The organism is Thermoleptolyngbya sp. PKUAC-SCTB121 (assembly GCF_016919485.1).
Lineage (GTDB): Bacteria > Cyanobacteriota > Cyanobacteriia > Elainellales > Elainellaceae > Thermoleptolyngbya > Thermoleptolyngbya sichuanensis.
The window spans coordinates 2,759,549-2,786,220 of record NZ_CP070366.1; the positions used below are offsets into that span (position 1 = coordinate 2,759,549).

Genomic DNA, 26,672 nt, shown 5'->3' on the forward strand with positions numbered 1-26,672 from the left:
GAAAGCGTCCAACTGCGTAATCTTTTGCAGGCTAGTAGCTGTCGCCTTTACTCACGGTTTTTTGCCCAAGCTGGTGATTCGCCTGATGCAGCCGATTGGCGATCGCCTGTCGCCAGGCCAGATCCACGTTCGGATCAGCAATGACTTCCTGAGCAAGCTGGCGATAGACGGCGCTGGTGGCAGCGTTGACCTGTTCCAGCAGCCGGAGGTTGTGATAGACCGTGCGAGGGGAGGGAGTGTCCATAGGAATTGGTGGGTTGGTGAGTTGTGCGGGGAGGCGGAGCAGGAGAGGCTGCGGGCATTAAGCTGCCTGACCTCTCCTGCTTTACTGCTTTACGGTAGATCGGTGCTGCCCATCAAGTAGCGATCGCACTCTCGCGCTGCGCCGCGCCCTTCGTTGATCGCCCAGACAATTAGGCTCTGTCCGCGCCGACAGTCGCCTGCGGCAAACACGCCAGGAATGCTGGTGGTGAACTGACCGTGGGCGGCTTTGATATTGCTGCGGGAGTCGCGCTCGATGCCCAGGGAGTCGAGCAGCGGTTGCTCTGGCCCCAGAAATCCCATTGCCAGCAGCACCAGTTGGGCAGGCAGCACTTTTTCCGTGCCGGGGATGGGTTGGGGAATGAACTGACCGTTGTCGTTCTTTGTCCATTCCACCTGCGTAATATGAATCGCTTTTACGTTCCCGTTTTCATCCCCTTCAAACTTCGTGGTGGTGGTGAGGTACGTGCGTGGGTCTGCCCCAAACATGGCCGCCGCCTCCTCCTGTCCGTAGTCCATTTTGTAGACCTTGGGCCATTCCGGCCACGGGTTGTTGGCGGCGCGTTCCTGTGGAGGCTTGGGCATGATCTCAAGCTGCACCAGGCTCTTGCAGCCGTGGCGAATCGACGTTCCCACACAATCGGTTCCCGTGTCCCCGCCACCGATAATCACCACGTCCTTTCCGGCTGCGGAAATGTAGTCTTTGCCAGGTTGTTTGTCGAGAACAGCGCGGGTATTTCCCGTGAGAAACTCCATTGCAAAGTGAATCCCGTTCAGGTTCCGCCCTTCAATCGGCAGATCGCGCGGTTTCGTTGCGCCCGTGCAGAGCAGCACCGCGTCATAGTCCTTCAGCAGCGCTTCCGCAGGTAGGTCTTTGCCGATTTCCGTATTGCAGATAAACTCGATGCCCTCGGCTTCCAGCAGATCGAGCCGCCGCCGCACGATCTTTTCCTTATCCAGCTTCATGTTGGGGATGCCGTACATCAGCAGCCCACCGGGGCGATCGGCCCGCTCAAACACCGTCACCCAGTGACCAGCGCGGTTAAGCTGGTCGGCGGCGGCCAGTCCAGCCGGGCCAGAGCCAACGATCGCCACCTTTTTCCCGGTGCGGTGGGCGGGTGGTTTGGGCGTGATCCAGCCTTCTTCCCAGCCCTTTTCGATGATGGAATACTCGATGTTTTTGATGGTGACGGGCGGATTGTTGATGCCCAGCACGCAGGAACCCTCGCAGGGAGCAGGACAGACACGCCCCGTGAATTCAGGAAAATTGTTGGTCTTGTGGAGGCGATCGAGGGCTTCGCGCCACAGCCCGCGATACACCAGGTCATTCCATTCGGGAATCAGATTGTTGATGGGGCAGCCGCTGGCCATGCCGCTGACCAGCATTCCCGTATGGCAAAAGGGAATGCCGCAGTCCATACAGCGGGCCGCTTGGGTGCGGAGCCGCTCCTCCGGCATGGGGTTATGAAACTCGTTCCAGTCGCGAATGCGATCGCCCGGTTCGCGTTCGGTGGGTGCTTCGCGGAGATATTCGATAAAGCCGGTTGGTTTGCCCATAGTGGTGTTTTGACGGAGTTTTTTCTAATTTGAGTCCAGCGGTTAATGCCCTGATCACAGCCCTTTCCAGTGCCTCCAGCGGTTCCTAGACCCCTTTCAGGGTGAGTAGCACCCACCCCAAAAGAGACGGTTTAGCTGCCACCCACGCGGGCCACATCGCGGGCGTTTTGCTCGAAGGCGGCGGCCAGGGCATCGTCGCCACTGAGGCCAGAAGACAGGGCAGCGGCGATCGCCTCCAGCACGCGCTTATAGTCCTTCGGCATCACCTTGACAAACTTCGGCACAGTGTTGTCCCAATCCGCCAGCACCCGCTGAGCCACGGCGCTCTGGGTATAGTCGGCGTGCTGCTGAATCAACTGGCGCAGATCGCTGATTTCTTCAGCGTCCTCCAGGGTTTCCAGCCCCACCATTGCCGTGTTGCAGCGGGTCGCAAAATCGCCCGCTTCGTCTAGCACGTAGGCCACGCCGCCGCTCATGCCTGCGGCGAAGTTGCGCCCGGTGCTGCCCAGCACGACCACCTTGCCGCCCGTCATGTATTCGCAGCCGTGGTCGCCCACGCCCTCCACCACCGCCGTCACGCCGGAGTTGCGGACGGCAAAGCGTTCACCCGCGATGCCCCGCGCATACAGTTCGCCAGCGGTCGCTCCATAGAGCGCCACATTCCCGACAATGATGTTTTCTTCCGCCACAAACGTCGAACCAGCAGGTGGATAGACAATAATCTTGCCGCCGCTGAGGCCCTTGCCCAGGTAATCATTCGCGTCGCCCTCCAGTTCCAGCGTCACGCCGCGCGGCACAAATGCACCGAGGCTCTGACCTGCGCTGCCCTGGAAATGCAGATGCACAGTGTCGTCCGGCAGCCCTTCCCAATGGCGCTTGGTGATTTCGTTGCCGAGGATCGTGCCGACCACGCGGTTCACGTTTTTGATCGGCAGCGTAGCGCGGACGGGTTCGCCCCGCTCGATGGAGGGCTGGCAGAGATCCAGCAGCATCGTCAAGTCGAGAGATTTTTCCAACCCATGATCCTGCGGCATCTGGCAATAGCGCCCGACTTCCGGGCCGACTTCTGGCTGATAGAGGATCTTGGAGAAATCCAGCCCTTTTGCCTTCCAGTGGTCAATGGCGCGTTTGGGTTCCAGAACATCCGTGCGACCGACCATTTCGTTCAGTGTTCGGAAGCCCAGTTCCGCCATGATTTCCCGCACTTCCTGGGCGATGAAGGTCATGAAGTTGACCGTGTGCTGGGGGTCGCCTGTGAACTTTTCGCGGAGCTGCGGGTCTTGGGTGGCAATTCCCACCGGACAGGTGTTGAGGTGGCAGGCCCGCATCATGATGCAGCCCAGCGTCACCAGCGGCGCAGTGGCAAAGCCAAACTCCTCGGCTCCCAGCAGGGCAGCAATGACCACATCCCGACCCGTCTTCATCTGCCCGTCGGTTTCCACCACAATGCGCGATCGCAGGTTGTTTAGCACCAGGGTTTGGTGGGTTTCCGCCAGTCCCAGTTCCCACGGCAAGCCCGCGTGCTTGATGGAGGTCTGGGGCGATGCGCCCGTGCCGCCGTCGAAGCCAGAAATCAGCACCACATCGGCATGGGCCTTGGACACCCCCGCTGCGATCGTGCCCACGCCGACTTCGGACACGAGCTTGACGCTGATGCGGGCCTCGCGGTTGGCATTTTTCAGGTCGTGAATCAGTTCTGCTAGGTCTTCGATGGAGTAGATATCGTGGTGAGGCGGCGGCGAGATCAGCCCCACACCGGGGGTGGAGTGGCGCACCTTGGCGATCCAGGGATAGACCTTCTTGCCGGGAAGCTGCCCGCCTTCGCCCGGTTTTGCGCCTTGGGCCATCTTGATCTGGATTTCCTTGGCTTGGGACAGGTAGAGACTGGTCACGCCAAAGCGACCCGATGCCACTTGTTTAATGGCGCTGTTTTTGGAATCGCCGCGCTCGTTTGTCCAAGTATAGCGGTCGGGGTCTTCGCCGCCCTCGCCCGTGTTGGACTTGCCGCCGATGCGGTTCATGGCGATCGCCAGCGTTTCGTGCGCCTCCTTGGAAATGGAGCCGTAGCTCATTGCGCCCGTCTTGAAGCGCCGGAGAATCGCCTCCACGGGTTCCACCTCCTCAATCGGCACGGGCTGCCGTGGCTTGAATTGCAGCAATCCACGCAGCGTGAAGTATTGCTGATTTTGCTCATTCACTAGGGCGGAATATTGCTTGAACAACTCGTAGTTGCCCTCACGCACGGCCCGTTGCAGCGTGTGAATCGTCAGCGGGCTAAACAGGTGCGCTTCGCCCTCCTTTCGCCATTGATATTCGCCGCCAACATCGAGCGTTTCGTTATCCGTCGTCCGTTCCGCAAAGGCGTGATGATGCCGCAAAATCGCTTCCTGAGCGATGACCTCTAAGCCTACGCCTTCGATACGCGAAGCTGTCCAGCTAAAGTAGCGATCTACGACGGCACGATTTAGCCCGATCGCTTCAAAAATCTGCGCCCCGCGATAGCTCTGGATAGTGGAAATGCCAATTTTTGACGCGACTTTGATCACGCCCTTGGTGACAGACTTGACGTAATTTTTGCAGGCTGTGGCGTAGTCCACATCCACCAGCAGCCCGTCGTCGATCATGCCCTGGAGGGTCGCAAACGCCAGATAGGGATTAATCGCGCCGCAGCCATAGCCGATCAGCGTCGCAAAGTGATGCACCTCACGAGGTTCGCCCGACTCCAGCACGATGCCGCAGCGGGTGCGCGTGCCCTGGCGAATCAGGTGGTGGTGCAGCCCCGCCACTGCCAGCAGCGCCGGGATGGGGGCCTGGGTTTCGCTGACGGAGCGATCGCTCAGGATTAAAATACTGGCTCCAGCGGCGATCGCCCCATCCGCCGCCGCAAACAGCGCGTCCAATGCCTGCTCCAGCCCGGCCGCGCCCGCCTGCGCGTCAAACACCATCGGCAGCGTGGACGAGCGGAACGGCCCGTCTGGTTGCGCCTTGAGCTTTGCCAGTTCCGCATTCGTCAGAATCGGCGTTTTCAGTTTGATCATCTGGCAGCTTTCCGGCACGGGTTCCAGCAGGTTGCGCTCGGAACCAATGGTGGTTTCGGCCGAGGTAATGATTTCCTCACGAATCGAGTCGATGGGCGGATTCGTCACCTGGGCAAACAACTGCTTGAAGTAGGTGTAGAGCAGCTTGGGGCGATCGCTCAGCACCGATAGCGGCGTGTCCGTGCCCATTGCGCCCACCGCCTCCACGCCGTCCCGCGCCATCGGCAGCAGCAGCATCCGCAGGTCTTCAAAGGTGTAGCCAAAGGCAGTTTGCAGACGAGTGAGGTCGGTAGGGAGAGCAGCGGGGGATTCAGCTGCAGAGGGCAAACTGGCGAGATCCACCAGATACCGATCCAGCCACTCGCGGTAGGGCTGCTGGGTAACGATTTGCTGCTTTAGCTCATCGTCGGCAATAATGCGGCCCTGGTTCATATCTACCAGGAACATGCGGCCAGGCTGGAGGCGACCCTTGTGGGCGACGCGCTCTGGCTCGATGGGCAGCACACCCGCTTCCGAGGCCATGATCACCAGATCATCATGCGTGACGTAGTAGCGGGAGGGACGCAGCCCGTTGCGATCCAGCACTGCGCCCATCATTGTGCCGTCGGTAAAGGCAATAGAGGCGGGGCCATCCCAGGGTTCCATCAGGCAGGCGTGGTATTCGTAAAACGCCTTTTTGTCCTGGCTCATGGACTCGTGGGCCGTCCAGGGTTCTGGAATCATCATCATGACGGCGTGGGGGAGCGATCGCCCTGCCAGCGTCAGCAGTTCCAGTGTGTTATCAAAGATGCCGGAGTCACTGCCATTAATGTTGATCAGGTTAGGAACTTTTTTCAGATCATCTCCAAACAAGTCGGACTCAAACAAGGCTTGACGGGCGTGCATCCAGTTGATGTTGCCGCGCAGGGTATTGATTTCGCCGTTGTGGGCGATGTAGCGATAGGGGTGCGATCGCTCCCAGCTTGGGAACGTGTTGGTACTAAAGCGTGAATGCACCAGACCCAGCGCACTCTCCATGTCCGGATCATGCAAGTCGGGATAGTATTTGCCTACCTGCTCCGGCATCAGCATCCCTTTATAGACCAGCGTACGGCACGACAAACTAGCCTGATACCAGAACGGATCGATACCAGCAGTGCGAATAGCTTTGTGAACGCGCTTGCGAATCACAAATAGCTTGCGCTCGAACGCCAGATCATCGGTCAAATCGGGCGATCGCTGAATGAACAGTTGCCGCATAAACGGTTCGCTGGCCTTTGCGGTGTTGCCCAGTGATGAATTATCCGTCGGCACGTCACGCCAGCCCAGCAGCGTTTGCCCTTCTTCGGCAATGATCTGAGCGGCGATCGCCTCTCCCCGCCGTCGCTGTTCCGGATCGGGCGAGGTGTAGGTCATGCCCACGCCATACTGCCCCAGTGCAGGCAGCGCAATGCCTTCGATTGCTGCTACTTTCTCCAAAAACTTGTGGGGAATTTGCATTAAAATTCCCGCGCCGTCGCCCGTATTGCTCTCGCAGCCACACGCGCCCCGGTGATCCAGATTGATTAAAATCGTCAGCGCTTGCTCAATAATGTCGTGGGATTTTTGCCCCTTCATCTGCACCACAAAGCCCACACCGCAGGCATCATGCTCAAACTGCGGATCATAGAGTCCCTGGCGATCGGGCAGGTGATTCAAAACATGGGGCGGCTCAGCGGACAAAGCGTGCTGGTTCATGGCGACGACCTGAAGGCGAAACGTGAAGTTTTATCTAGACGCAGGTGTTGACTATGCTTCTAGATGCAACTGGCATTTTCTAACAGGCTTTTGGGTGAAGGCGCAGGTCTTAAGGATGTTGTCAGATCTGGCGAAGAAATGTCATCATTTGGTGTGTTTTGCAACAAACTTGAGACGCAAAACCGTTGCAGAAGTTATCAAAAATTCACTCGATTTGAGCAGGCGTTATTCTCTAGAAAAGATCTGAGATTTAAGTACATTTCACTTTATTTGCCTCACTCTTTTCTGGTCTGCCGAAAGCTTTAAGCCAGAATAGCCCTAAATTGGCATACTTTAGTTTGGACTAATGGTGAAGAGGAAGGCAGTCAATGAGAAGCACCGACTGCCGTAAGGTCAATGAAGTACAACCAACATTGACCCCATGATTTTCAACGAACTTCAGCAATTTCGCCAAACGTTGTATGCCAGCTTGGGAAACGCCAGAGATGCCCTGTTTGATCTGATGGATGCCGTGTTAGTGAGTGCGTGCATCGTGTCGTTTGTGAGGCTATCGCAGAGTCCTGTCTTTCGTCGCCAGTGGTCGAGCCCCTATGAAGCGTTGCGCGATAGCCGCCTACCCCGCTCAAAGGTGCTGAAGCTGTTGGTGCAGCAGATACCGACTCAGCAGCAACCGTTGTTGGCAGGTGATGCGAGTCGGTGGAACCGTCCTGCTGCCAGGCGTTTGAAAGACCGCACCTTATCAGGCAGAACAGGACATGCCCCGATAGCCGGACAAAACTACAGTACCTTAGCCTGGATTGCTGAAGACAGGGGCAGTTGGGCATTACCATTGCGGCATGAGCGCATCACCAGCTTTGAAACACCCGCCAGTAAAGCGGCATTCCAACTCAAACAAGTGACTCGGCAGTTAGCGGTGCGTCCGTTGGCGATCTACGACCGAGGGTACGGCAATGCCAGTTTTGTCAACCAAACGGCAGGGATTGAGGCAGACTTGCTGCTGCGGGTTACATCCAATCGATGTGTCTATGGCGCGCCCCCAGCGTATCGAGGGCGAGGCGCACCTGCCAAGCATGGACATAAGATGAAACTCAATGACCCTGACACTTGGAGTGTCCCGGTCGAAACCGTTGAAGTCGATGATCCCAACTGGGGACGAGTGCGGGTCAGTCGTTGGAGTGCATACCATTTCCGCAAATCCCCAAACGGGCAATGGAAGTGTTGCGCGTGGAGGTGCTGGAGACACAGAGCAGCACGCGACGCTTGGCTCCTTTGTGGTTAGTTTGGCTGGGTGAGCAGATGCCTCCGTTAGAAACCCTGTGGTTGCACTACCTCCGTCGCTTTGCCATTGAACACTGGTATCGCTTTGCCAAGCAGAGGCTATATTGGACACATCCCCAGTTCAGTTCTGTATCGGCAACCGAACAGTGGAGCAGCCTGATGCCGTTGCTCAGTTGGCAGTTGTGGTTAGCGCGAAAGGACTGTACTGACCACCCCTTGCCCTGGCAGGCACCGCAAGAAACGTTGACTCCGGGTCGGGTCGCACAAGCGTTTGCAGGCATTTTGGCAGCGATTGGCACCCCTGCTCCTGCGCCTAAACCTCGTGGTAAATCGCCAGGACGAGGCAAGGGGCACAAGCCAACTCCTCGTCCCTGCTATCCGATGGTCAAAAAACGAGCCTCGAAACGCAAGACATCCGAACAATCCCTGAACAGTCCGGTTGCAACAGCAGCTTAACTGCGAGCAGGATTGTATCCAATTCCTTAAGTTCAACTGTTATGAACGGTTGAGCAGATTCTTTATGGCATCCTGTTGAGCATTATTGTGATGCCAGTTAGTCCAAACTAAAGTGGCATAAGAATGTCCTAAAAATATAAGGATGGGCGGCCGGTGCGCTGCCCATCCTTATGCCAAGAATCATTACTTTACTTTTCGGGCACTGCCTAACCCAGAAAAGGGTGAAAGTCCAAGAAATGCTGCGTCAAGCAGGTTAGGGCTTGAACCGGGAATGGGCTAAGTCAGGCTCTAACCCGCTAGACCAAGAAATGCTGCGTCAAGCAGGTTAGGGCTTGAACAAGGAGGATTTCGGGAGATCTGACTGCGTAAGTCCTGAGAGATCGAGAAGGATCAACCCACCCAGATTTAGCCCATCAAGATCACGTTATCAATTACATGAATCACGCCATTGTCCGCTTCCACGTCGGGCATCACCACCGTCGCATTTTTCACCTCAAAGGCATCGGACAGATCAAGCGGAATCACTGAGCCTTCGACAGAAGTCAGGCTTTTCAGTCCCTTGAGATCTGCCTGGGTGTACTTACCAGACACGACATGGTATTTCAAAATGCGCCCAAGCTGCGGCGGATTTTGCACAAGGGTTTGAACAGTGCCGGGTGGCAATTTGGCAAAGGCATCGTCCGTTGGTGCGAACACAGTGAACGGCCCGCCGCTCTGCAACACCTCCACCAGACCCGCCGCTTGAACTGCTGCGACGAGCGTAGAAAAGCCTTCCGTTTGCACAGCAATATCAACAATCGTAGGCATGGCTTAAGGAATGTTAGATGGATTGGTCAGTGAACAGATCAGTGAATTGATTTAAGAGTCAATTAGGACTCATATGTTTGAAGCCTATTTGAAGCCTTCGGACCTGATCCACCCTCAGCCCCCTTGTTAAGGCTACGGTGTACTCACATCTCGATTGTTTGCGTTAGGCTCTGAAAAATCCCCCTAAATCCCCCTTAATAAGGGGGACTTCCGATCCAGTTCCCCCCTTTGCTCAGGGGGCTAGGAGGGAGCAGTTCCCCCCTTGCTCAAGGGGGGCTAGGGGGGAGCAGTTCCCCCCTTATTTAAGGGGGGCTAGGGGGGATCAAAGCATCGCCGCTCAAGCATAGAAAACTTGGATATACACAGTAGCTTGTTCAGGGGGAACCGAGCCTGTCCGAAGAGACTTCAGTCCAGGGGAACTTAAGGAGAACCTAGCGATAGTCTGGACTCTGGATATCGCGCAGGCGGGCCTCTGGACGCAGGAACCGATCCATCTGCGCTTCAAAGAACTTGCGATTGGCCATGCGGTGCTTAGGATTGGGATCATCCAGCGGATACAGCAGCGCCGTCCGCAATGCCTGAATCACCGCCGATGTGACGTTGTACATCGACCGCTGGAAGGTAATCCCCAACTGCACTAGCATGTCGTCTTCTCCCCGGCAGTGTTGATGATAATATTCCACCAAGTAGGGCGGCAGGAAGTGCAGCATGTCCTGCATCAGCAGCGTCGGCGGAATGCCCGCAGTGCCTACAGGAAACACGTCGGCATAGAGAATGCCGTAGTGAAAGTCTTTCTGGTCTGCGGGCACTTGGTTAGCCTGGGCGTTGTAGGACTTAGTGCCCCGGAAGGGAGAAGTACGGTAGAACACGGCTTCTACGTAGGGTAGCGCTGCTTCATAGAGCCAGGTAAAGCCCTTGGACTTGGGAATGATTTCGTAGCATTCGCCGTCGATGTAGGCGTGATGGTAGATGGGACGGCCGGCGATCGCAAAAATACCGTTCACCAAAAAGTTCATTGCGTCGGGTACGCCTTTAAACCCGCCCTCATCGTAGATGTCCGACATCTCGAAAAACACCGGAGCCATCACTTCCCAGAACAGCCCCAGATTGGAGTAGTAAGACAGTTCCCTCACCTTTTCTAGGAACATATCGGGGAAGAGTTTATATAACCCCAGCATCACCGGATTTTTCTTGAAATAGGCGCGGATGGCGCGATCGGCATTTTGCTTATATTCGTCGGAGTCTAGATAGGCATCAAACTGGTTCACCGGAGCGTACATGTGCCGATGCCACAGCATGGCCCGCATACATTCTTCGGCAAATTCCATATTCACCCGGTCGTGCCAGAGGTGGTGCAAGAGCTTGGGCAGCTTTTTCTTGAGTTCACCCTTTTCCATAAATTCCAGCAGTTCCGGGTGGGCAGACGCTCGACCACGCCAGATCCGCAGGTCGGCCGTGTCTCCGGCGTAGTGGTTGGGGCGATCGAGGTATTCCTGGGAAATGAAGTATTTGAAAAAGGGAAACGGGTCGAGAAACACCTGCTCTGCAATGTAGAGCAGGTCGCGCCAGTAGAAATCCATCGGCACGGCGTAGGCTTTGTAGATGCCGATGATCTGCATCAGGTTTTCGGGCGTGTCGGGCAGCATGGAGCCGCCGGCCTCTAGCCGATGGATGATGTCGGCGTGGGGATGCCGAGAGGGTGGGATGAGGGTGGGGGGGGTTTGGAGAGTAGTGGTCATGGCGAGATGAAAGAAGGATGGGGGGACGGGGTGACAGGGTGTTGGGGAATGCGAAAAAAGCCTGAAACCTAGCTTGGGGTTTTAAAGCACAGCCTAGCTATTTGCTGACAGGGCTGGACATCAACAGAAGATCAGGGGTTTTCGCTATAGGGGCAATCGCCAGACGGGTTTCTGCGGGTGTGGTGACGGCGGCGATCAGCGCGTTGCTAGTGGGTTCGATCCAGCGGACGAGCCAGTTGGGCTGGATGCCCAGCAGGAAAATAATCCAGGCAAGCACTAAGGCTGGAACGCGCTCTGACCATTCGACTTGGGGAAAGCGGGCGATCGCATTGTCTAGCTTGCCGAAGCAGGTGCGGTTCATCAGAATGACAAAGTACACCGCAGTTAAGCCCGTGCCAACCACGCCCATTAGGGTTTGCACCGGGAACACGGCGTAGCTGCCCTGGAAGATCAGAAACTCGGCAATAAAGCCCACCAGTCCGGGAATGCCCGCGCTGGCCATGCCGCCCAAAATCAGCAGAGCGCTGACCGACGGCAGTCCGCGAATCGGGTTCAGCAGACCGTTCAGCACATCCAGTTCGCGAGTGCCAACTTTGGTTTCGATCACGCCGACTAGGTGAAACAGCAGCGCCAGAATCACGCCGTGGGCAAACATTTGGGAAATTGCGCCGACCATGCTGAGGCTGGTGAGTGCTGCGCCCGCTAGTAGTAGATAACCCATGTGACCTACGGAACTGTAGGCGACCATGCGCTTGATGTCCTTTTGGGCGATCGCCGCTGTTGCGCCATAGAGGATGCTGACTGCGGCCCAGGTGGCCAAGCCCGGAGCCAGCAGCGCCCAGGCATCGGGAAACAGCGACAGACAAAAGCGGAAGATGCCGTAGGCTCCCAGCTTTGCTAGCACACCGCCCAGCAGAATGGCGACCGGAGCCGAGGCCGACACGTAGGTATCTGGGAGCCAGGTGTGGAACGGCACCAGCGGCACCTTAATGCCAAAGCCAATCAGCAGCGTCACCAGTAACGCAACTTGCAGCCCCAATGGCAGCGTCTGCCCCATCAAGGCGCTGTAGTCAAAGGACTTGCTGCCTGTGAACCAGACCAACCCCAAGAAGCCCGCCAAAATCAGCGCCCCCGACAGGGCAGTGTAAATCAGAAACTTGACCGCTGCGTAGCCCCGCTTTTCGCCACCCCAGATGGAAATCAGCAGGTAAAAAGGAACCAGTTCCAGTTCATACAGTAAGAAGAACAGCATCAAATTTTGCGCGACGAATGCGCCTGCCACACCGCCGCTGACCAGCAGCACCAGCCCATAAAACAGGCGCGGCCGCTCGGTCGTTTCGGAACTGCTGAAGATGGCAATCCAAGTGAGCAGGCTATTCAGCACCAGCAGCACCAGCGATAAACCATCTACGCCGAGGCGATAGTCCAGCCCCAGCGGTTCGATCCAGGGCAAGTATTCCTGCATTTGCAGCCCCGGATTGCTGAGATCAAACTGGCTGGCGAGAAATAGGGTGTACGCCAGGATGCCAGCGGAACCCCAGAGGGCGATCGCTCGCACTTTTGGGCCTGAAATCGACGATGGCAGTAGCGCCAGCACAAGGGCAGCAACAATTGGTAGCCAGATCAAGATGCTGAGCATAGGTTTGGTAAGAATCAGGAATGGGGGTCAGGGTGAGGAATTAGCCGAACACAACGAGCTTCAGGTTGGACAAAATCGACCAGGCGCTAAGAACAATTAGCACCGTCAAACCAACGGCAATCGTGAGCGCATAGAACTGGGTTTTGCCCGTGTTGCCATACTTCAGGGTTTCGCCGCCAAAAATTGAGGCAATTCCAACCAGATTCACCAGTCCATCGACAATGTACCGATCGCCCCAGTCCACCAGCCGCGACACGATATCCACACTGCCCACAACGCTAGAGCGGTAGATCTTGGGGGTATAGAAGTCGTAGGCGAGTAGGTCTTGCAGCGGCTTCCAGGGCAGGCGCACGGGCTTTTCGACGGGGCCCAGGTAGACCACAGCGGCGATCGCCATGCCAGCCAAACTCGACCAGGTCAGCAGCAGGGCAGCGGTTTTATCTAGCTGCGCCCAATTTGGCAAGAGGTTCAGGCTTTGTAGCACCAGCGGCAGGTGCAGCGTGAGGGCCGCCACCACAACCATCGGCAGGGTCACGGGCCAGAGATTTTCGGGCGATCGCTGGGCCATCTGCTTTGCCTGGTTGCCAAAAATCAGGCAAAACACCCGCACCACGCTGAAGGCCACCAGATCATTCACCACCAGCAGAATGATTGCCACGGTAGGAGAGTCTTCGCGCAGCCCGTCTACCAGTTTCAGCAGCGCCCAAAAACCACCCAAGGGGGGAACTGCTACAAGACCCAGTGCCCCAATCGCATAGGACAGTCCCGACACCGGGCGACGGCTCCATAGCCCGCCAAGCTGCGTCAAGTCCTGGGTGATGCTGTTCAGCACGATGGAGCCACAGCTCATAATCATGGCCGAAACGGCGATCGCATAGGTCAGCAGCAGCAGCAGCGCCGCCTGCGTTTGACCTGCACCCACCGCCATAAACACAATGCCCATGTAGGCGCTAGCCAGATAGGAGAGCGATCGCTTGATATCGATCTGGGCAATGGAAATGAGGGATGCGCCCAGCGCTGTGACGGCTCCAATAGCAATAACAGCAGTAGTGACAGTGGGCGACAGCGCCAGCACGGGTTGCAGCTTGATCAGCACCCAGGCCCCCGTCGCTACAACGACCGAGTTTCGCAGAATGGTGCTGGGAAAGGGTCCTTCCATCGCCTCGTCCAGCCACAGATGCAGAGGAAACTGGGCGCACTTGCCCATCGGCCCCGCCACCAGCGCCAGCCCGACCAGCGTCATCAGCTTCGGATTCACCTCAGATGTCTGGGCCCAGGCTGCCAGTCCATCAAAGTCCCAAGTGCCTGCCAGCGGATAAATCGCCAGCACGCCCATTAGCAAGAACAGGTCGCCAACCCGCTTGGTCAAAAAGGCATCCCGTGCCCCCGTCACCACCAGCGATTGGTTAAACCAGAAGCCAATCAGCAGGTAGGTTCCCAGCGTCAGGATTTCCAGAATCATGTAGGCGAAAAACAGCGAGTCGCATAGCGCCAGCCCGCACATGCCGCCTTCAAATAGCGCCAGCAGCGCAAAGAACCGCGCCCAGCCCCAGTCCATTTCCAGGTAGCCAACGGCGTAGAGTTGGGACAGGAAGTTGATGCCAGTGATGAGCAAGATTGCGCCGATGGTCAGGGCGGACACTTCCAGAGGCAGGGTTAAATCCAGCCCTGCGACCGTCAGCCAGTGCAGGCGAAACGTGACGGCGGGCTGTTGCCAGACGGCCGGGAAAATCAGCAGCGCGTGCAGAAAGGCGATCGCCGTCATGATCAGGTTCACATATCCTGCTGGACGCGGCCCCGTCAGGCGAGTCACCGAGGGGAACCAGAGCATGGACAGTACCATGCCCATCAGCGGGTAGCAGGGAATGAGCCACGCACTTTGAATAAGGAGTTCAGCCATATTCCGGGGAGTTGGGTGAGGGATCAGGTCTGAAAACTAAGTAGCCCAAAGCTTCAGCCCTCTTGACATGCTCCAAATTGGCCCTGTGATGCAGGACAGGACATCAGTATCAGAGCAAATTCAGAGCAAAGAGGGGCGCGGTTGGAAGCCTGAGCGCGAAGACCTAAGTCTATGACGACCTAGATAGATATTGAAAAAAATCTATATCAGATGTTTTCTAGATTAGCTTAAAACCTAAAGCAAATCGAAACTGGATAGATTTTCTTCGATATGGATCACTTAATGCATCGAAGAAAGTCTGCTTATATCGCTTCTCTGCTTATTTTCCTATGGTTCATTACACAAAAAACGGATGCCAGGAGAAGAGTCCTTGGGCATCCGTTTGTTTTTGGTAAAATTCCTCGCGCACCGGGCAAGGGGTCAATGAGGCTGAGGGTTAGCTTAGGCTAAGACTACGGCTCGATCTTGACCGACAAAATCTTGTCACCGGGGCGAATTGCGTTCACTACGTCCATATCTTCCGTCTTGCCAAACACCGTATGCTTGCCGTCCAAGTGGGGCTGGGGCGAATGGCAGATAAAGAACTGGCTGCCGCCTGTGTCTTTTCCAGCGTGGGCCATCGACAGGGAGCCGGCCTGGTGCTTGTGGGGGTTGCCTGCGGTTTCGCACTTGATGGTGTAGCCGGGGCCGCCGCGGCCGTCGCCGTTGGGGCAGCCGCCCTGAATCACAAAGTCGGGAATGACGCGGTGAAAGTTCAGCCCGTCATAAAAGCCTTTGTTAGACAAATCCACAAAGTTTTTCACGGTGTTGGGCGCGTCCTGGTCAAACAGTTCCAGGGTAATCGTGCCCTTCTCGGTTTCCATAATGGCGCGGGTCATGGGGTCTCCTGAGATTTTCAAACGAGCATCTTCTAAGTATGCAAATATGCCTGTGAATGCATATTCGGATGAAGAATATGCCGTCTTAGTGTATCAACTGGGGCGATCGCTCAGATCAACGCCCAGAAATCGATCGAAAAAGCGCGATCGCCAAATAAAGCGCAGCAGCAGGCACCATTCCACCGCCACTAGCCCGATGTAGAGATAGCCGGGAATGCTCAGCGGCGACAGTTCAAAGAATTCTCGCAGCGGCGGCAGGGCGACGATCAGCAGGTAAATCCCTAGCAGGGCGATCGCCATCAGGGTATAGCGCCAGTCACCACTGTAGGGTTCGCCGCCGGCCCAGGCGCGGGTTGGGGGTTTGAGAAACGGCAGCAGGCATAGCTGCCCCAGCACTAAAATCGTCACCAAGGCACTGCGGGGCAGGGAATAATCAACCTGGCGGAGTTCCTGAAACGGGGGCAAATCCAGCACGGCGCTGACCAAGAAAAACAGGTACACCAGCAGCGACACCAGCGTCAGGCTGAGGGTGGCAGGCACAACAAAATGCAGCATCGAGCGCACCAATCCGCCGCGTGGCGTGGGCGCAGGCTTCGCCCAGACGGGGATAAAGATCGTCGGCAGCCCCACGCCGATCAGCGTCACCACTGCGCTTTGCTTGTTTTCGAGGGGGAAGCTGTCGGTGACGATGGCCGTGGCAAAGATCAGCAGCGTAACGCAAAACACGCGCACCAGGAATAGCTTCATTACGTCCTGGATGCCGCTGCGAATCCGCTGTCCCTCCAGAAACGCATGGGGCAGTGCGGCAAAAGAGTCTCGCAGCAGCACGATGTCGGCGACCCCGCGTGTGGCTTTGCTGCCGCTTTCCATGGCGATCGCCAAGTGGGCCTGCTTCAGCGCCAGCACGTCGTTCACCCCGTCGCCAATCATGGCAACATAGCGCCCCGATTTTCGCAGCGCCCGCACCAGGTCAGCTTTTTGGTCGGGCGTGATGCGGCCGAAAATGGTGTGCGCCTGCGCGGCCTGGGCAAATTGAGCAGCATCGAGGTCGGCCAATTCTGTGCCAGAAATGAGCGAAATTTGGTCGCTCAGTCCTGCTTGCTTGGCCAAGGCCGCGACGGTCTGGGGGTTGTCGCCAGAGATAATTTTCACGTCGATCCCCGCTTGCCGGAAGCCCTGGAGCGTTTCGTAGGCCTCTGGCCGCAACTGGTCGCTAAAGCAGAGCAGCCCCAGCGGCGCGAGATCGGGCGGCATCTGGGGCATCGCAACCGTTTCCTTGAGCGCTGCCCAGTCGGCGCTCCAGGCCAGCAGCACCACCCGCAGTCCTTCTCCTGTCATCCGCTGCATCCGGCTGACCCAGTTGGCGGGCAGGGGCGCGGCTTTCAGGAGGATTTCGGGCGCACCCAGCACGTAGGTTCCGGGGCGCGGGCCGCTGTCAAAGGCGATCGCACTCCATTTTCGTGCGGAGGAAAAGGGCACTTCGGCAATGGGCGATCGCACGGAACCGGGACAGACAGCGGCGATCGCCTCGCTGGTGCGGTTGGTGGTGCTGAGGCTGGCGGCAAAGTCGCCCAAGTGCGATCGCAGCTCCTCTTCTGGAATGCCAATAGGATACACCGCTTCCAGCGTCAGGTGATTCGTCGTCAGCGTCCCAGTTTTGTCCAAACACAGCACCTCCACATGGCTCAGCGACTCCACCGCATTTGCCTGCTGAATCAACACCTGCTGCCCCAGCATCCGCACTGCTCCCAGCCCATAGGCCAGCGTAATCGCCAGCAGCAGCCCTGCGGGGACTAGCCCTGCCACCACCGCCGCCCGCTGCGCCACGTCGTTGAGGGAATAGGACTGGCTGAGAAAGCTAATGCTGATCAAAATCCACAAAAAGCAGGCGATCAGCACAAAGACGCGAATCACGACGTTAATTTCACGCTGGAGCGGTGTCAGGATGTTGCGAAACGCCCGCGCCCCCGCCATGAGCTGATAGGCAAAGGTGTCCTTGCCGACTTTCTGCGCCTCGTAGCAGGCCGTCCCGCTGACGCAGAAGCTGCCAGAATAAACCCGTTCGCCCGCCGTTTTGGGCACAAGTTCCGATTCGCCCGTCAGCAGCGATTCGTCTAGCTCGGCATGGCCGTCGCCCAAGATCGCCCCATCCACCACCACCTGGTCGCCCGGCCGCAACAACAGCACGTCCCCCAGCACAATTTCACTGGGGTCAATTTCGCGCTCCTGTCCGGCGCGGATGACGGTCGCCTTGGGTCGGCTGAGGAGGGCGATTTGATCCAGCTTTCGTTTTGCCCAAATTTCCTGGTAGATGTTAATCAACACGCCACCAAAGATGACGACCACTACCAAAAATCCATCGCCCGGCCGCCGCAGCAAAAACATCACCAGGCTGAGCAAAAAGAAAACACTATTGATAAACGTAAACAGATTTTCGCGAAGGATCTGCCCGTAGGAGCGGGTGGATTGGAGGGTGACGTTATTGCCTTGTCCTGCTGCGCGTCGGGCGATCGCCTCGTCCTCGGTCAGCCCATGCAGCGTAAATGCTTGAGGAACACCCGCTTCACTCATATGTGTGCGTCAAGTCCGTATGACGGCTAGTGTAGCAAGTTAGGGGTTGGGGGTTATGGATGGTGCATTGGTATCGGCTGAGGTTGTGGCAGAAGAGGCTGAGTCTGGGACGGGCGATCGCTCGATGCGAATCTGGTGCAGTCGGGGGCCGGCCGCCGAGGTCACCGTCAGGTGCAAATCGCCGTAGCGGAGGCTGTCGCCCTGCACGGGGATTTTTTGCAATTGGTGAATCAAAAAGCCGCCCAGCGTTTGGTAGTCGTCTAGAATCGGCAGGTCGAGGTCGAGCGCCTCATTCACTTCTTCCAAGGTCATCTGCGCCTGCACCAGCGTCGTCCGCTCATCCAACTGCTGGATCATCGGCTCCTCTTCGGGGGTGTCCGGCTCATCGGGATAGCCGATAATCTCGGAGGCCAGATCCTTCAGCGTCACCAGTCCAGCCGTGCCGCCAAACTCATCGACGACCATGACCAGGGCCTGGCGCGATCGCTGCATCAGTTGCAATAGCTCACTGAGTTCCAGGTTTTCGGGCACAAACTGGGCCGGGCGCACCCACGGCGTAATGGGGCTTTCTAGCGTGATTTGTCCCTGCACCAGCGGAGCCGCCAGTTCCTTGAAATAGATGATGCCCAGGATGTCATCCAGCGAGTCGCCAATCACGGGATAGCGAGAGTGGCCCGTTTCCGCAACGGCATCCAGCAGGTCTTGAAAGGTGGCATCCTGGGGCAGGGCCGTGATGCTGATGCGGGGCACCATGACCGCCTGCACAGACACTTCGGCAAACTCCAGCGCGTTGCTGAGTAGCTCCCGCTCCTCTTCTTCCAGTCCGCTGGTTTCGCTGGAGGTTTGGATGATAAGCTGCAATTCTTCTGGCGTGACGCGGTTATACCAGCCCTGGTTGCTATCGCGGATGCCAATCAGCCGTAGCAGCCAGTGGGTAGACTGGTTCAGCACCCAGATAAAGGGGTTAAAAAAGCGGGCGATCGCCAGACTAGGCGGCCCCAAAAACCGCGCCAGTTGCTCTGGATAAAGCAGCGCCAGCGCCTTGGGGCAGAGTTCTCCCAGCACAATTTGCAGATAGGCAATCAGCAAAAAGGCGGCCAGAACCCCCACGGAGTGAGAAATCGCCAGTTGCCCCGTCGCGCCCAGCGGCAAGCGGCTGAGTCCGATTTGCAGCAGCACGGCTACCGTTTTTTCGCCAATCCAGCCCAGCGCCAAACTGGATAAGGTAATGCCCAACTGGGCAGTAGACAACAGCTTTTCCAGACTGCGCTGCAAATCCTGCACAGTTCTGGCCTGCACGTCACCTGCCATCACCAACTGGCTGATGCGTGACTGTCGCACGGACACAATGGAAAATTCTGCGGCTACAAAAAACGCATTGATGGCAATCAGCGACAGAACTGCCAGAAGTCTTAACATCACGCCAGAGGCCGTGAGGGGCTGGGCAGCGCTGAGCGCAACAACCGAAGCAGCAAGGGGAATCATCCGCGACTATCAGGAAAACAGGGACAAGACCAAAGACTCATCCAAGCCACCACCTGGCTCGATTGACAGGGTTGATAGCGTCCTCCTTGGCTCCAGCGTCGCTGACTCGTCCCAGTCCTTCTGTGCTGGAGCGAGCAGGCTGACTGTTGTTGATTCGATTTTTTACATCCTCGATGATTTTAGATTCGGGAATGATGATGATCTCGTCGCGGCTGCCCTGTTCTCCGGCGGCTTCGCTGCCCAGCGAGGTCGGCCGCACGTCGGGCTGGGTCACGCCGCGCAGTGCCTCACGCCCCAGCGCATAGCCCCAAATGCCGCTTGCCACCCCCGCTGCGGCCATGAGCGTCAGCAAGATTAACGTGAGTGCGACGGTAGAATTAAGTTTCATAGAGGCTTTTAATTCTGTAGTAGAGGCTTTAAGGAATTGCGGAACTGGCGCGATGCGAGGCAAGTGGGGTTAACTGGCTTTGAGATACGAGCTTGAGATGCAAGCTTGAGAGGAGATTTTATAAGAAGCAGGCGCTTCCAAAAATGCAGGCTTTCAGAATGCAGGCTTTCAGAATATAAGAATATCAACAGCCTGGAAAATCGGCACTGGAAAATTCAAGTGTGTCCAGACTTGAAATCCCCCACTCCGACATTACAATGGACTAGCAAAGGCATGGTGCCTCGTGTGGGCGATTTTCCTAACCAGGGTTGGCCGAGCGGATTAGGCAGCGAACTCATAATTCGCCTCAGGCAGGTTCGACCCCTGCACCCTGGATTTTCTGGGTTTTCAAGATCATCCTAACCTACAACATGACCCTCCAAAGTTCTAGTCCACACTCTCCCGTTGCTGTGGCCACCTGCGACCTGCCTACGCTGCGCCAGTCGGTGCTGGATTTATTTTGCGAGGCGGCGTATAAGGAAGGCGAGTTTACCTTGTCTTCTGGGCAGACGAGCCGCTACTACATCAATGGCAAGCTGGTGACGCTGCATCCGTGGGGTGGGCTGGCCTGTGGACGGCTGCTGCTGGCCCAGGTTCCGGCGGAGGCAGTGGCGGTGGCGGGGCTGACGCTGGGGGCCGATCCGCTGGTAACGGCGACGAGCGTGGTGGGGACCTATGAGGGGCGATCGCTCGCCGCGCTGATCGTCCGTAAAGAGGCGAAGGGCCACGGCACCCAGGCTTATATTGAAGGGCCGGTTTTGCCGTCGGGTAGCCCGGTGGTGGTGCTAGAAGACGTGGTGACCACAGGACAATCGGCGCTCAAAGCGGTCGATCGTCTGCGCGATGCCGGGTATGCGGTGAACCATATTATTTCCTTGGTCGATCGCCATCAAGGCGCAGCAGACTTGTATTACCAAGAAGGGCTGGGCTTTCAGGCGATTTTTTCGATTACTGAGATCCAGTCTCGCTGGGCAGCGCTGCAACGAGCGGGTGAGGGATAAAGAAAATGCTGGCAGCCGTCCTCTATGGTCAGGAAGACCTGCGTTTGGAGCAGCAAGCGCCACCTGTGCCGGGGCCGGGAGAGGTGCTGCTGCGGGTGACGGCGGCAACGACCTGCGGCACGGATCTAAAGGTGTGGCGGCGGGGTGGCCATGCCAAGATGCTAAAGCCGCCGACTCGCTTTGGGCATGAGGGCGCAGGGCATATTGCGGCGCTGGGGGACGGAGTGACGGGCTGGCAGGTGGGCGATCGCGTCGTGGCGAACAACTCTGCGCCCTGCATGGATTGCTTCTTTTGCCAAAGGCAGGAATACTCGCTCTGCACCCAACTGGTGTTTAACAATGGCACATTTGCAGAGTTTCTGACCATTCCCGCGCCCATTGTGCAGCACAACCTCTTGCCAATTCCTGAAGGCATGTCCGATGCGATCGCCGCGATGACAGAACCCCTGGCTTGCGTGCTGCACGGGCTGTCTCGCTCGAATATCCAGTCGGGCGATCGCGTCGTGATTTTGGGGGACGGCGCGATTGGGCTAATGTTTGTGGCGGCGCTATCGCTGGGCTATGGCGTTGGAGGGAGAGGGGGAGAGGCGGAAAGAACGAAAAACGAAGAACGAAAAACGGAACTTCTTCGTTCTTCGTTCTTCTCTCTTCCCTCACGCCAACACGCTAACATGCCTTGCGAAATCTTCCTCTTTGGCGGTAGCTCTACGCGGCTCCAGGTGGGCGAGGCGTTTGGAGCATCGCAGGGGTTCAACCATCGCCAGGTTGCAGATGTGCCTGGGCTAGTGAAGTCGCTGACAAACGGCTGGGGCGCGGATGTCGTCATCGAAGCGACGGGAGTACCCAGCGTGTGGGAACAGGCGATCGCCTGTGTGCGTCCGGGGGGAACCGTAAATCTGTTTGGCGGCTGCCCACGGGACACCACGATTACCCTCAGCACCGAGCAACTGCACTACAGCGAACTGACGCTGAAGGGAGTCTTTCACAGCACGCCGCGCCATGTCCGCGATGCGCTGGCGATGCTGGCGGCGGGCGATCGCCCCTTTGAAAAGCTGATCAGCGACGAGCGGCCGCTCAAGGACTTGCAACAGACTTTTTACGATATGCGCGATCGCACTGTGATCAAAGTCGCCATGCGCCCCTAACGCCTGGGAAATCGCGTGAAAATGCGGACGGATCTCTCCTTCACCCGGCATACCCTAATGCTTAGAGAGCGCAACCAGGAACCCCAGGGATGAGGAGCGGGAGGCGGCTCTATCGGTTCTCGATTTTGGATTTGCGATTTTGGGTTGCTCGTCAAGCGTCTGCAAGGCTTCCAGCAATCTCATTCGCAGCTCCGCTTAAGAGAATTGATGTTTCGCCACTTCAGCCTAATCCAGGCTAAATCCAAAATCCAAAGCCCAAAATTCCAAACCCCTCCGGAACATAGCCCTACAGGACTGAAGCATCAATCAGAACTAGCCTGTCTGACCTGCGAAACTTTACCCACTTGTACCAGGTATAAACCTCCCCCTCAGCGCTACACTTAGCAATGAGATTCACCAGAGCTAGCTTTCAATTCGCTTCACTCTGTCTAGGAACTTAACTGACCTCAACCGAGACGGCTTTATTCATCCCCCCGTCTCCAGGAGATAAGCCAATGAGCGATTTTGTCCTCGATGCACCCGCCGCAAACCGCAACACCTACTTTGTGGCATACTACGGCAGTCAATACCAAAAGCAGACTGCGGTTCTCCATGTTCAGCACAACTTTGATGACTCGATTCAAAAGCTGCACCTGCTGATTCGCACGCGAATTAATGAGGTTCTCGGAGAAGAGACCCCCGCTTGCTATCACATCCTGGCGCTGGCAGCTCCCGAAACGATTCCTGTTTAGTGCTTCTGTCTAATCCAGAAGGTTGATCCAGAAGGTTGATCCCGAAGCGGCTGACCATGAGCAGTGTGGAGTTCATCCATCATTGCCATTATTCATTGCCATCATTGTTGGATACAGATCGTAGATCTAAATCCAATGGATATAGATCTAAAAACAAAAAGACTAGGTTGGGGATTCCCTCGCCTAGTCTTTTTGAGTTTGGGACTTACGAAGCTGGACAGTTTCTCGCGGGCTGTGCCTGCGAGAAATTGTCCAAAATCCAGAAAGTCTATCGCAGGTGCGTAAGTCCTGGAGTTTTTAGCCTGGATTTTTAAGGAGCTAGGGCGTTGCCGCGCAGGAGACTGCCGATGGTTTTGGCAGTAATCTTAAGCTGCGTCAGTGGGTTGGCAGGCACGACTGTCTTGTACAGGTAGCTGTCGAAGGTGAGCTTTTGCACGTCGATATCGGCGCACATTTCCACAAACGCCTCGCGGGTCGCATCGGAGCGATAGAACACGCGCTGAAGCAGATCCAGCACCAAGTACGTTGCGCCGTAGGCTTTGTCCCAGCGCTTGATGTAGACCTTGAGGTCGTCTTCGGTGGGGATGCGTTGCCCTTTGTTGGACAGTTCCACAATCGTTTCGGCGCACATGCGACCCGACTTGGCGGCAAAGTAGATGCCTTCGCCAGAAGACTTGGTGACATAGCCAGCGGCATCGCCCACCAGCGCCACACGGCCCACCACCCGACGGGGGCGGGGATGTTCGGGAATGGGGTGCGCTTCGACTTTGATGATTTCGCCGCCTTCTAGCTTGGCTGCGGCGCGTTGGCGAATGCCCGCTTGCAAATCTTTGATGCGGGACTTGTTTACCTTCATCGTGCCCGTGCCAACGGCAACGTGGTCGTATTTCGGGAAGACCCAGGCGTAAAAGTCGGGCGACACGTCATCGCCGACATACATTTCAGCTAGCTCGTGGTAGTACGCCATTTTGTCTTGGGGCAGGCGAATGCGCTCTTGGAAGGCGATCGCATAGTTATAGTCCCCCGCATCAATGGCTTTGGCAACGCGAGAGTTTGCGCCGTCTGCACCAATCACCAGGTCAACTTGCAGGGTTTGGGCAGTGCCCTCCACGCTGCCGTTGGAGTGGTCGGCATAGTGGAGGGTGTAGGGGTCGCTGCTGGTTTTTGGCAGATCCAACCCATAGACCGTGCCATTGATCAGCTTTGCGCCCAGTTTGGCAGCGCGATCGCGCAAAAAGCCGTCCAGCACTTCGCGGCGACACATGCCGATATATTCGTCATCCTTGAGCGTGCTGCCGATGTTGACCTCGATATTGGAGGGTGAGATCATCTTCATCTTGCGGACGCGGCGATCGATAATTTCTGGCGGCAGGTCAAATTCGCCCACCATGCAGAGTGGAATCGCCCCACCGCAGGGTTTTGCGTTGTCTAACTTGCGTTCAATGAGATAAGTTTCGATACCTGCTTTTGCCAGGGTCTCGGCAGCGGAAGAACCTGCCGGCCCGGAACCAACGACAGCAACCCGTAGAGCCAAAGGTCGTCTCCCAAATTTTCATGTAAAGCGTACGAGTGGCATCGTAGCATGAGCGGGGAGCCTGATTCAGCAAGGGTTTTGGGGATATGGCGAAATTGAAACAGACTGTAACTTCTCGTAACGAGAATTGAGGCAGATCCTCTCTGTCTAGCATCCCATATCCCTTGTTTTGCAAGCGTTTCAGACCTTATGGGTGGGCCCACTGAAGATCGTCAATGGCAATCCCAGGCTTTCCTCAGGTTTCCTGAAGGCGAAAGTTTCCTGGAGGCGAAAGTTTTCTGGAGGCAAAAGTTTTCTAGAGGCGAGGGGACGGGCTAGCAGCCAGCCTGCATCCCTTGAGCCGAGCAATGAGCAATGGTCTGGGCCGAACCATCGTTGGCCTTGCTGCAAGACTGGCTAGCTGGGCGATCGCAGTTTTAGGTGCTTGGGCTTTAGGTTCTGTGGCGGGTTCTTTGGCGGGTTCTGTGGCGGGTTCTGTGGCGAGTCCTTGGGCAAGTCCTTAGGTAAGGGGTCTGCCTGGAGCAATTCTGACGGAACTTGCTTCGTCAACCACACTAGAAAGTTGCCCAGCGTTCCCTCTAGCAGTTCCTCCAAATCCCCTTCTAGAAACACCTCGAAGGTCTGCTGGACATCTTCATAGAAGGATAGTTCCCAGTCAAACCAGCACACCTGCGTCCAGTGCAAATCCGCTTCTAGGCGATCGCCCGGCAGCAGTTTCCCAAAGGGTAATCCCGAATATTGCTCCAACTGATGAGCCGCAAAGTTGACGACCGCTTCTGCGATACCCAGCGATTTGCCGTAGGTGTGAAACCATTCCTGGGGGCTAAGGCTCGTCCGCCGCTGGAGCGATCGCACCACCCGCCGCCGCATTGCCAGATCAGGACGCAGGGCCGTGTAGCTACGCAAGCTATAGAACCAGTTTCGGAGCCGATGCCACATAGACGCAGGAGATGGGTAAAAACCCAGAGGGCGCTTTCCCCAAAGTATTCCCATTTGACGGGGAATCTCTCAGAAGGGGCCTGCGCCCCAAGACAGAGATTCCCACACCAGCGTCCCCAGCCTAAACCTCACCTTGCATCGCTACTCTGTTGCGTTCAGGTCAAAAATCACGTCCTGTTCCAGGTCAAAAATGTGGTCGTAGTCAAAAATGAGTGAATTCGGGTGGCGCATCAGCGAAAAGCCAAAGTTTGAAACGACATCCGTAGTAAACGTCGCCATCACCAGTTCAATCAGCCGCTTTTCGGGAATTTCTGGCTCCTGCACAAAATAGTTTCGCCGCGCAAAAAACACGCCTTCATCCTTGGGCACGACAATGCTGTTGACCCGATGAGCATATTGGATCGGCTTAATATAGGTGGCAATAAAGTCATCCTGGTTGCGCTGTAGGCGGTACAGCTTTTCATGCTGATACCAACTCATGCGAAACATCATTTTCAGCAGCTCAAAGCCCAGCACATAGCTAAATACGTTGTTGCGCTCCTCCGTGCTGAACACCAGCCGCAGCGCCGATTCCAGGTATAAATCTGGCTGCCGTCGTGCATCCTGAGCAGAATGCACATAAAACTGGCGGATATAGCGTCGCAGCACGCCTGCGTCCAGCTCGGTGGCAATGCGAAATTCTTTGAGATAGTCTCGTACCCGCTGCTCGGTTTCTTTGTCCTCTAGCTTGCGCGACACCAGCCCATCGGCCGTGTAGTTGTCCAGAAACTCCGCCTGCACCTCTGGCGATGCTGCACACATCAGGTGACACAGCGACAGTACGTAACGCCGCTGGTGCCAGGGCAGGCTTTCTACCCAAATCTTTGCCTCTGGCGGCAGCTTGTTGAGAATGCTCCCAACTGTGTCGTCTCGATAAAAACCGTTGCGTCGGGGAGGTCGGGGTTTTGCCATAGAGGGGCAAACGGTCTAGCGCCAATAAAGAGCCGTCGAGGATTTATGAACTGCGATATTTCTATAATTTAACGTTTAACCATCTGATGCCTACCCAGTTTAATGGCTACCCAGTTGGCCTGCAATGACCCGGTTAAAAGGGCGATCGCCCTTCATCCAACTGTTTTATCCAACCCCCACTCGCGTTCCAATTAGCCCACCCGCTCCAGGTATTTACGGATATTCAACAAAAAACATGAACTTTTATCCCGATTCACCCGTCACTCCTGTAAAGCCACTTCATCTTTTCCATTTGTTTAGATAAGTAAAGAAATCTACATAAACCTTGTATAAAGCAACCGGGTCAGTTCTGTAAAAATACGATGAAATCGATACTCGCTCAGTAACTTCTACCAGTCCATCACGTCAGGATAAACACGGAGGCGTGAATAGCGCGACTCCAACTAGCCGTGTCTACCAAGCTCCACTTCGTGATGCATTTTTGCGATGCATCTCTTAGACCGTCTACCAGGGGTTTGTTCATACCCAGGCTGTCCCAGCCAGTAAAACGTTTGGGAAATAGGCCTGCCATTCTTGCTCTGTCCGGGGTGCGCTACCCAGGCTACCGGACGACATTACC

General features: G+C 56.5%; 18 protein-coding genes, 1 tRNA gene and 1 pseudogene. 5 read left to right on the forward strand and 15 right to left on the reverse strand.

Features of this window, described 5'->3' with window-relative positions; all coding sequences use genetic code 11:
* Positions 1-31: 31 nt before the first annotated feature.
* The 3 genes from JTM80_RS11410 to gltB form a co-directional block, all read right to left on the reverse strand.
* Positions 32-244, reverse strand: coding sequence for a hypothetical protein (locus JTM80_RS11410; protein WP_172357993.1), 213 nt, complete (start codon positions 242-244; stop codon positions 32-34).
* A gap of 89 nt (positions 245-333) precedes the next feature.
* Positions 334-1,818 carry a glutamate synthase subunit beta gene (locus tag JTM80_RS11415; protein ID WP_172357992.1) on the reverse strand — a complete coding sequence of 495 codons (1,485 nt, stop codon included), beginning with the start codon at positions 1,816-1,818 and terminating at the stop codon, positions 334-336.
* A gap of 131 nt (positions 1,819-1,949) precedes the next feature.
* On the reverse strand, positions 1,950-6,572 hold the full coding sequence (gltB, locus tag JTM80_RS11420) for a glutamate synthase large subunit (RefSeq protein ID WP_172357991.1): 4,623 nt from the start codon (positions 6,570-6,572) through the stop codon (positions 1,950-1,952).
* 421 nt (positions 6,573-6,993) lie between these two features.
* Here gltB and JTM80_RS11425 point away from each other — a divergent pair.
* Positions 6,994-8,306: pseudogene (locus tag JTM80_RS11425) on the forward strand (NF041680 family putative transposase).
* 405 nt (positions 8,307-8,711) lie between these two features.
* Here the strand turns inward: JTM80_RS11425 and JTM80_RS11430 are convergent.
* From JTM80_RS11430 to JTM80_RS11465, 8 genes are all read right to left on the reverse strand, one after another.
* Positions 8,712-9,113: a fasciclin domain-containing protein gene (locus JTM80_RS11430; RefSeq protein ID WP_172357990.1), complete on the reverse strand. Its 402-nt coding sequence runs from the start codon at positions 9,111-9,113 to the stop codon at positions 8,712-8,714.
* 431 nt (positions 9,114-9,544) lie between these two features.
* On the reverse strand, positions 9,545-10,852 hold the full coding sequence (locus JTM80_RS11435; RefSeq protein WP_172357989.1) for a CO2 hydration protein: 1,308 nt from the start codon (positions 10,850-10,852) through the stop codon (positions 9,545-9,547).
* 97 nt (positions 10,853-10,949) lie between these two features.
* Positions 10,950-12,491 (reverse strand): NADH-quinone oxidoreductase subunit M, encoded by a 1,542-nt coding sequence (locus tag JTM80_RS11440; RefSeq protein ID WP_172357988.1) that lies wholly within the window; start codon positions 12,489-12,491, stop codon positions 10,950-10,952.
* 40 nt (positions 12,492-12,531) lie between these two features.
* Positions 12,532-14,391, reverse strand: coding sequence for an NAD(P)H-quinone oxidoreductase subunit F (locus JTM80_RS11445; protein ID WP_172357987.1), 1,860 nt, complete (start codon positions 14,389-14,391; stop codon positions 12,532-12,534).
* A gap of 452 nt (positions 14,392-14,843) precedes the next feature.
* Positions 14,844-15,269, reverse strand: coding sequence for a peptidylprolyl isomerase (locus JTM80_RS11450; RefSeq protein WP_172357986.1), 426 nt, complete (start codon positions 15,267-15,269; stop codon positions 14,844-14,846).
* A gap of 93 nt (positions 15,270-15,362) precedes the next feature.
* Positions 15,363-17,840 carry an HAD-IC family P-type ATPase gene (locus tag JTM80_RS11455; protein WP_172357985.1) on the reverse strand — a complete coding sequence of 826 codons (2,478 nt, stop codon included), beginning with the start codon at positions 17,838-17,840 and terminating at the stop codon, positions 15,363-15,365.
* Between the two features lie 39 nt (positions 17,841-17,879).
* Positions 17,880-19,325, reverse strand: a complete 1,446-nt coding sequence (locus JTM80_RS11460; RefSeq protein ID WP_205369439.1) for a hemolysin family protein — start codon at positions 19,323-19,325, stop codon at positions 17,880-17,882.
* A 37-nt stretch (positions 19,326-19,362) separates the two neighbouring features.
* Positions 19,363-19,713, reverse strand: coding sequence for a hypothetical protein (locus JTM80_RS11465; RefSeq protein WP_172353198.1), 351 nt, complete (start codon positions 19,711-19,713; stop codon positions 19,363-19,365).
* Between the two features lie 302 nt (positions 19,714-20,015).
* On the opposite strand from JTM80_RS11465, the gene JTM80_RS11470 reads away from it, so the two are divergent.
* The 4 genes from JTM80_RS11470 to JTM80_RS11485 all read left to right on the forward strand — a co-directional run bounded on the left by JTM80_RS11470 (position 20,016) and on the right by JTM80_RS11485 (position 22,629).
* Positions 20,016-20,088 (forward strand) — tRNA-Ile (locus JTM80_RS11470).
* A gap of 35 nt (positions 20,089-20,123) precedes the next feature.
* A complete protein-coding gene (gene pyrE, locus JTM80_RS11475) occupies positions 20,124-20,753 on the forward strand; it encodes an orotate phosphoribosyltransferase (protein ID WP_172357983.1) in 630 nt (209 codons plus the stop codon).
* A gap of 5 nt (positions 20,754-20,758) precedes the next feature.
* Positions 20,759-21,898, forward strand: coding sequence for a zinc-binding dehydrogenase (locus tag JTM80_RS22725; RefSeq protein ID WP_172357982.1), 1,140 nt, complete (start codon positions 20,759-20,761; stop codon positions 21,896-21,898).
* Between the two features lie 494 nt (positions 21,899-22,392).
* Complete coding sequence (locus tag JTM80_RS11485; RefSeq protein ID WP_172357981.1) at positions 22,393-22,629, forward strand: hypothetical protein; 237 nt, start codon at positions 22,393-22,395, stop codon at positions 22,627-22,629.
* A gap of 310 nt (positions 22,630-22,939) precedes the next feature.
* Here the strand turns inward: JTM80_RS11485 and chlP are convergent, their stop codons facing one another.
* The 4 genes from chlP to JTM80_RS23040 form a co-directional block, all read right to left on the reverse strand.
* Positions 22,940-24,163, reverse strand: coding sequence for a geranylgeranyl reductase (gene chlP, locus JTM80_RS11490; protein WP_068515126.1), 1,224 nt, complete (start codon positions 24,161-24,163; stop codon positions 22,940-22,942).
* Between the two features lie 396 nt (positions 24,164-24,559).
* Positions 24,560-25,102, reverse strand: a complete 543-nt coding sequence (locus tag JTM80_RS11495; RefSeq protein ID WP_172357980.1) for a hypothetical protein — start codon at positions 25,100-25,102, stop codon at positions 24,560-24,562.
* Between the two features lie 141 nt (positions 25,103-25,243).
* Positions 25,244-26,053, reverse strand: coding sequence for a cobyrinic acid a,c-diamide synthase (locus JTM80_RS11500; RefSeq protein WP_172357979.1), 810 nt, complete (start codon positions 26,051-26,053; stop codon positions 25,244-25,246).
* 400 nt (positions 26,054-26,453) lie between these two features.
* Complete coding sequence (locus JTM80_RS23040) at positions 26,454-26,576, reverse strand: hypothetical protein (protein ID WP_255548755.1); 123 nt, start codon at positions 26,574-26,576, stop codon at positions 26,454-26,456.
* Between the last annotated feature and the right edge of the window lie 96 nt (positions 26,577-26,672).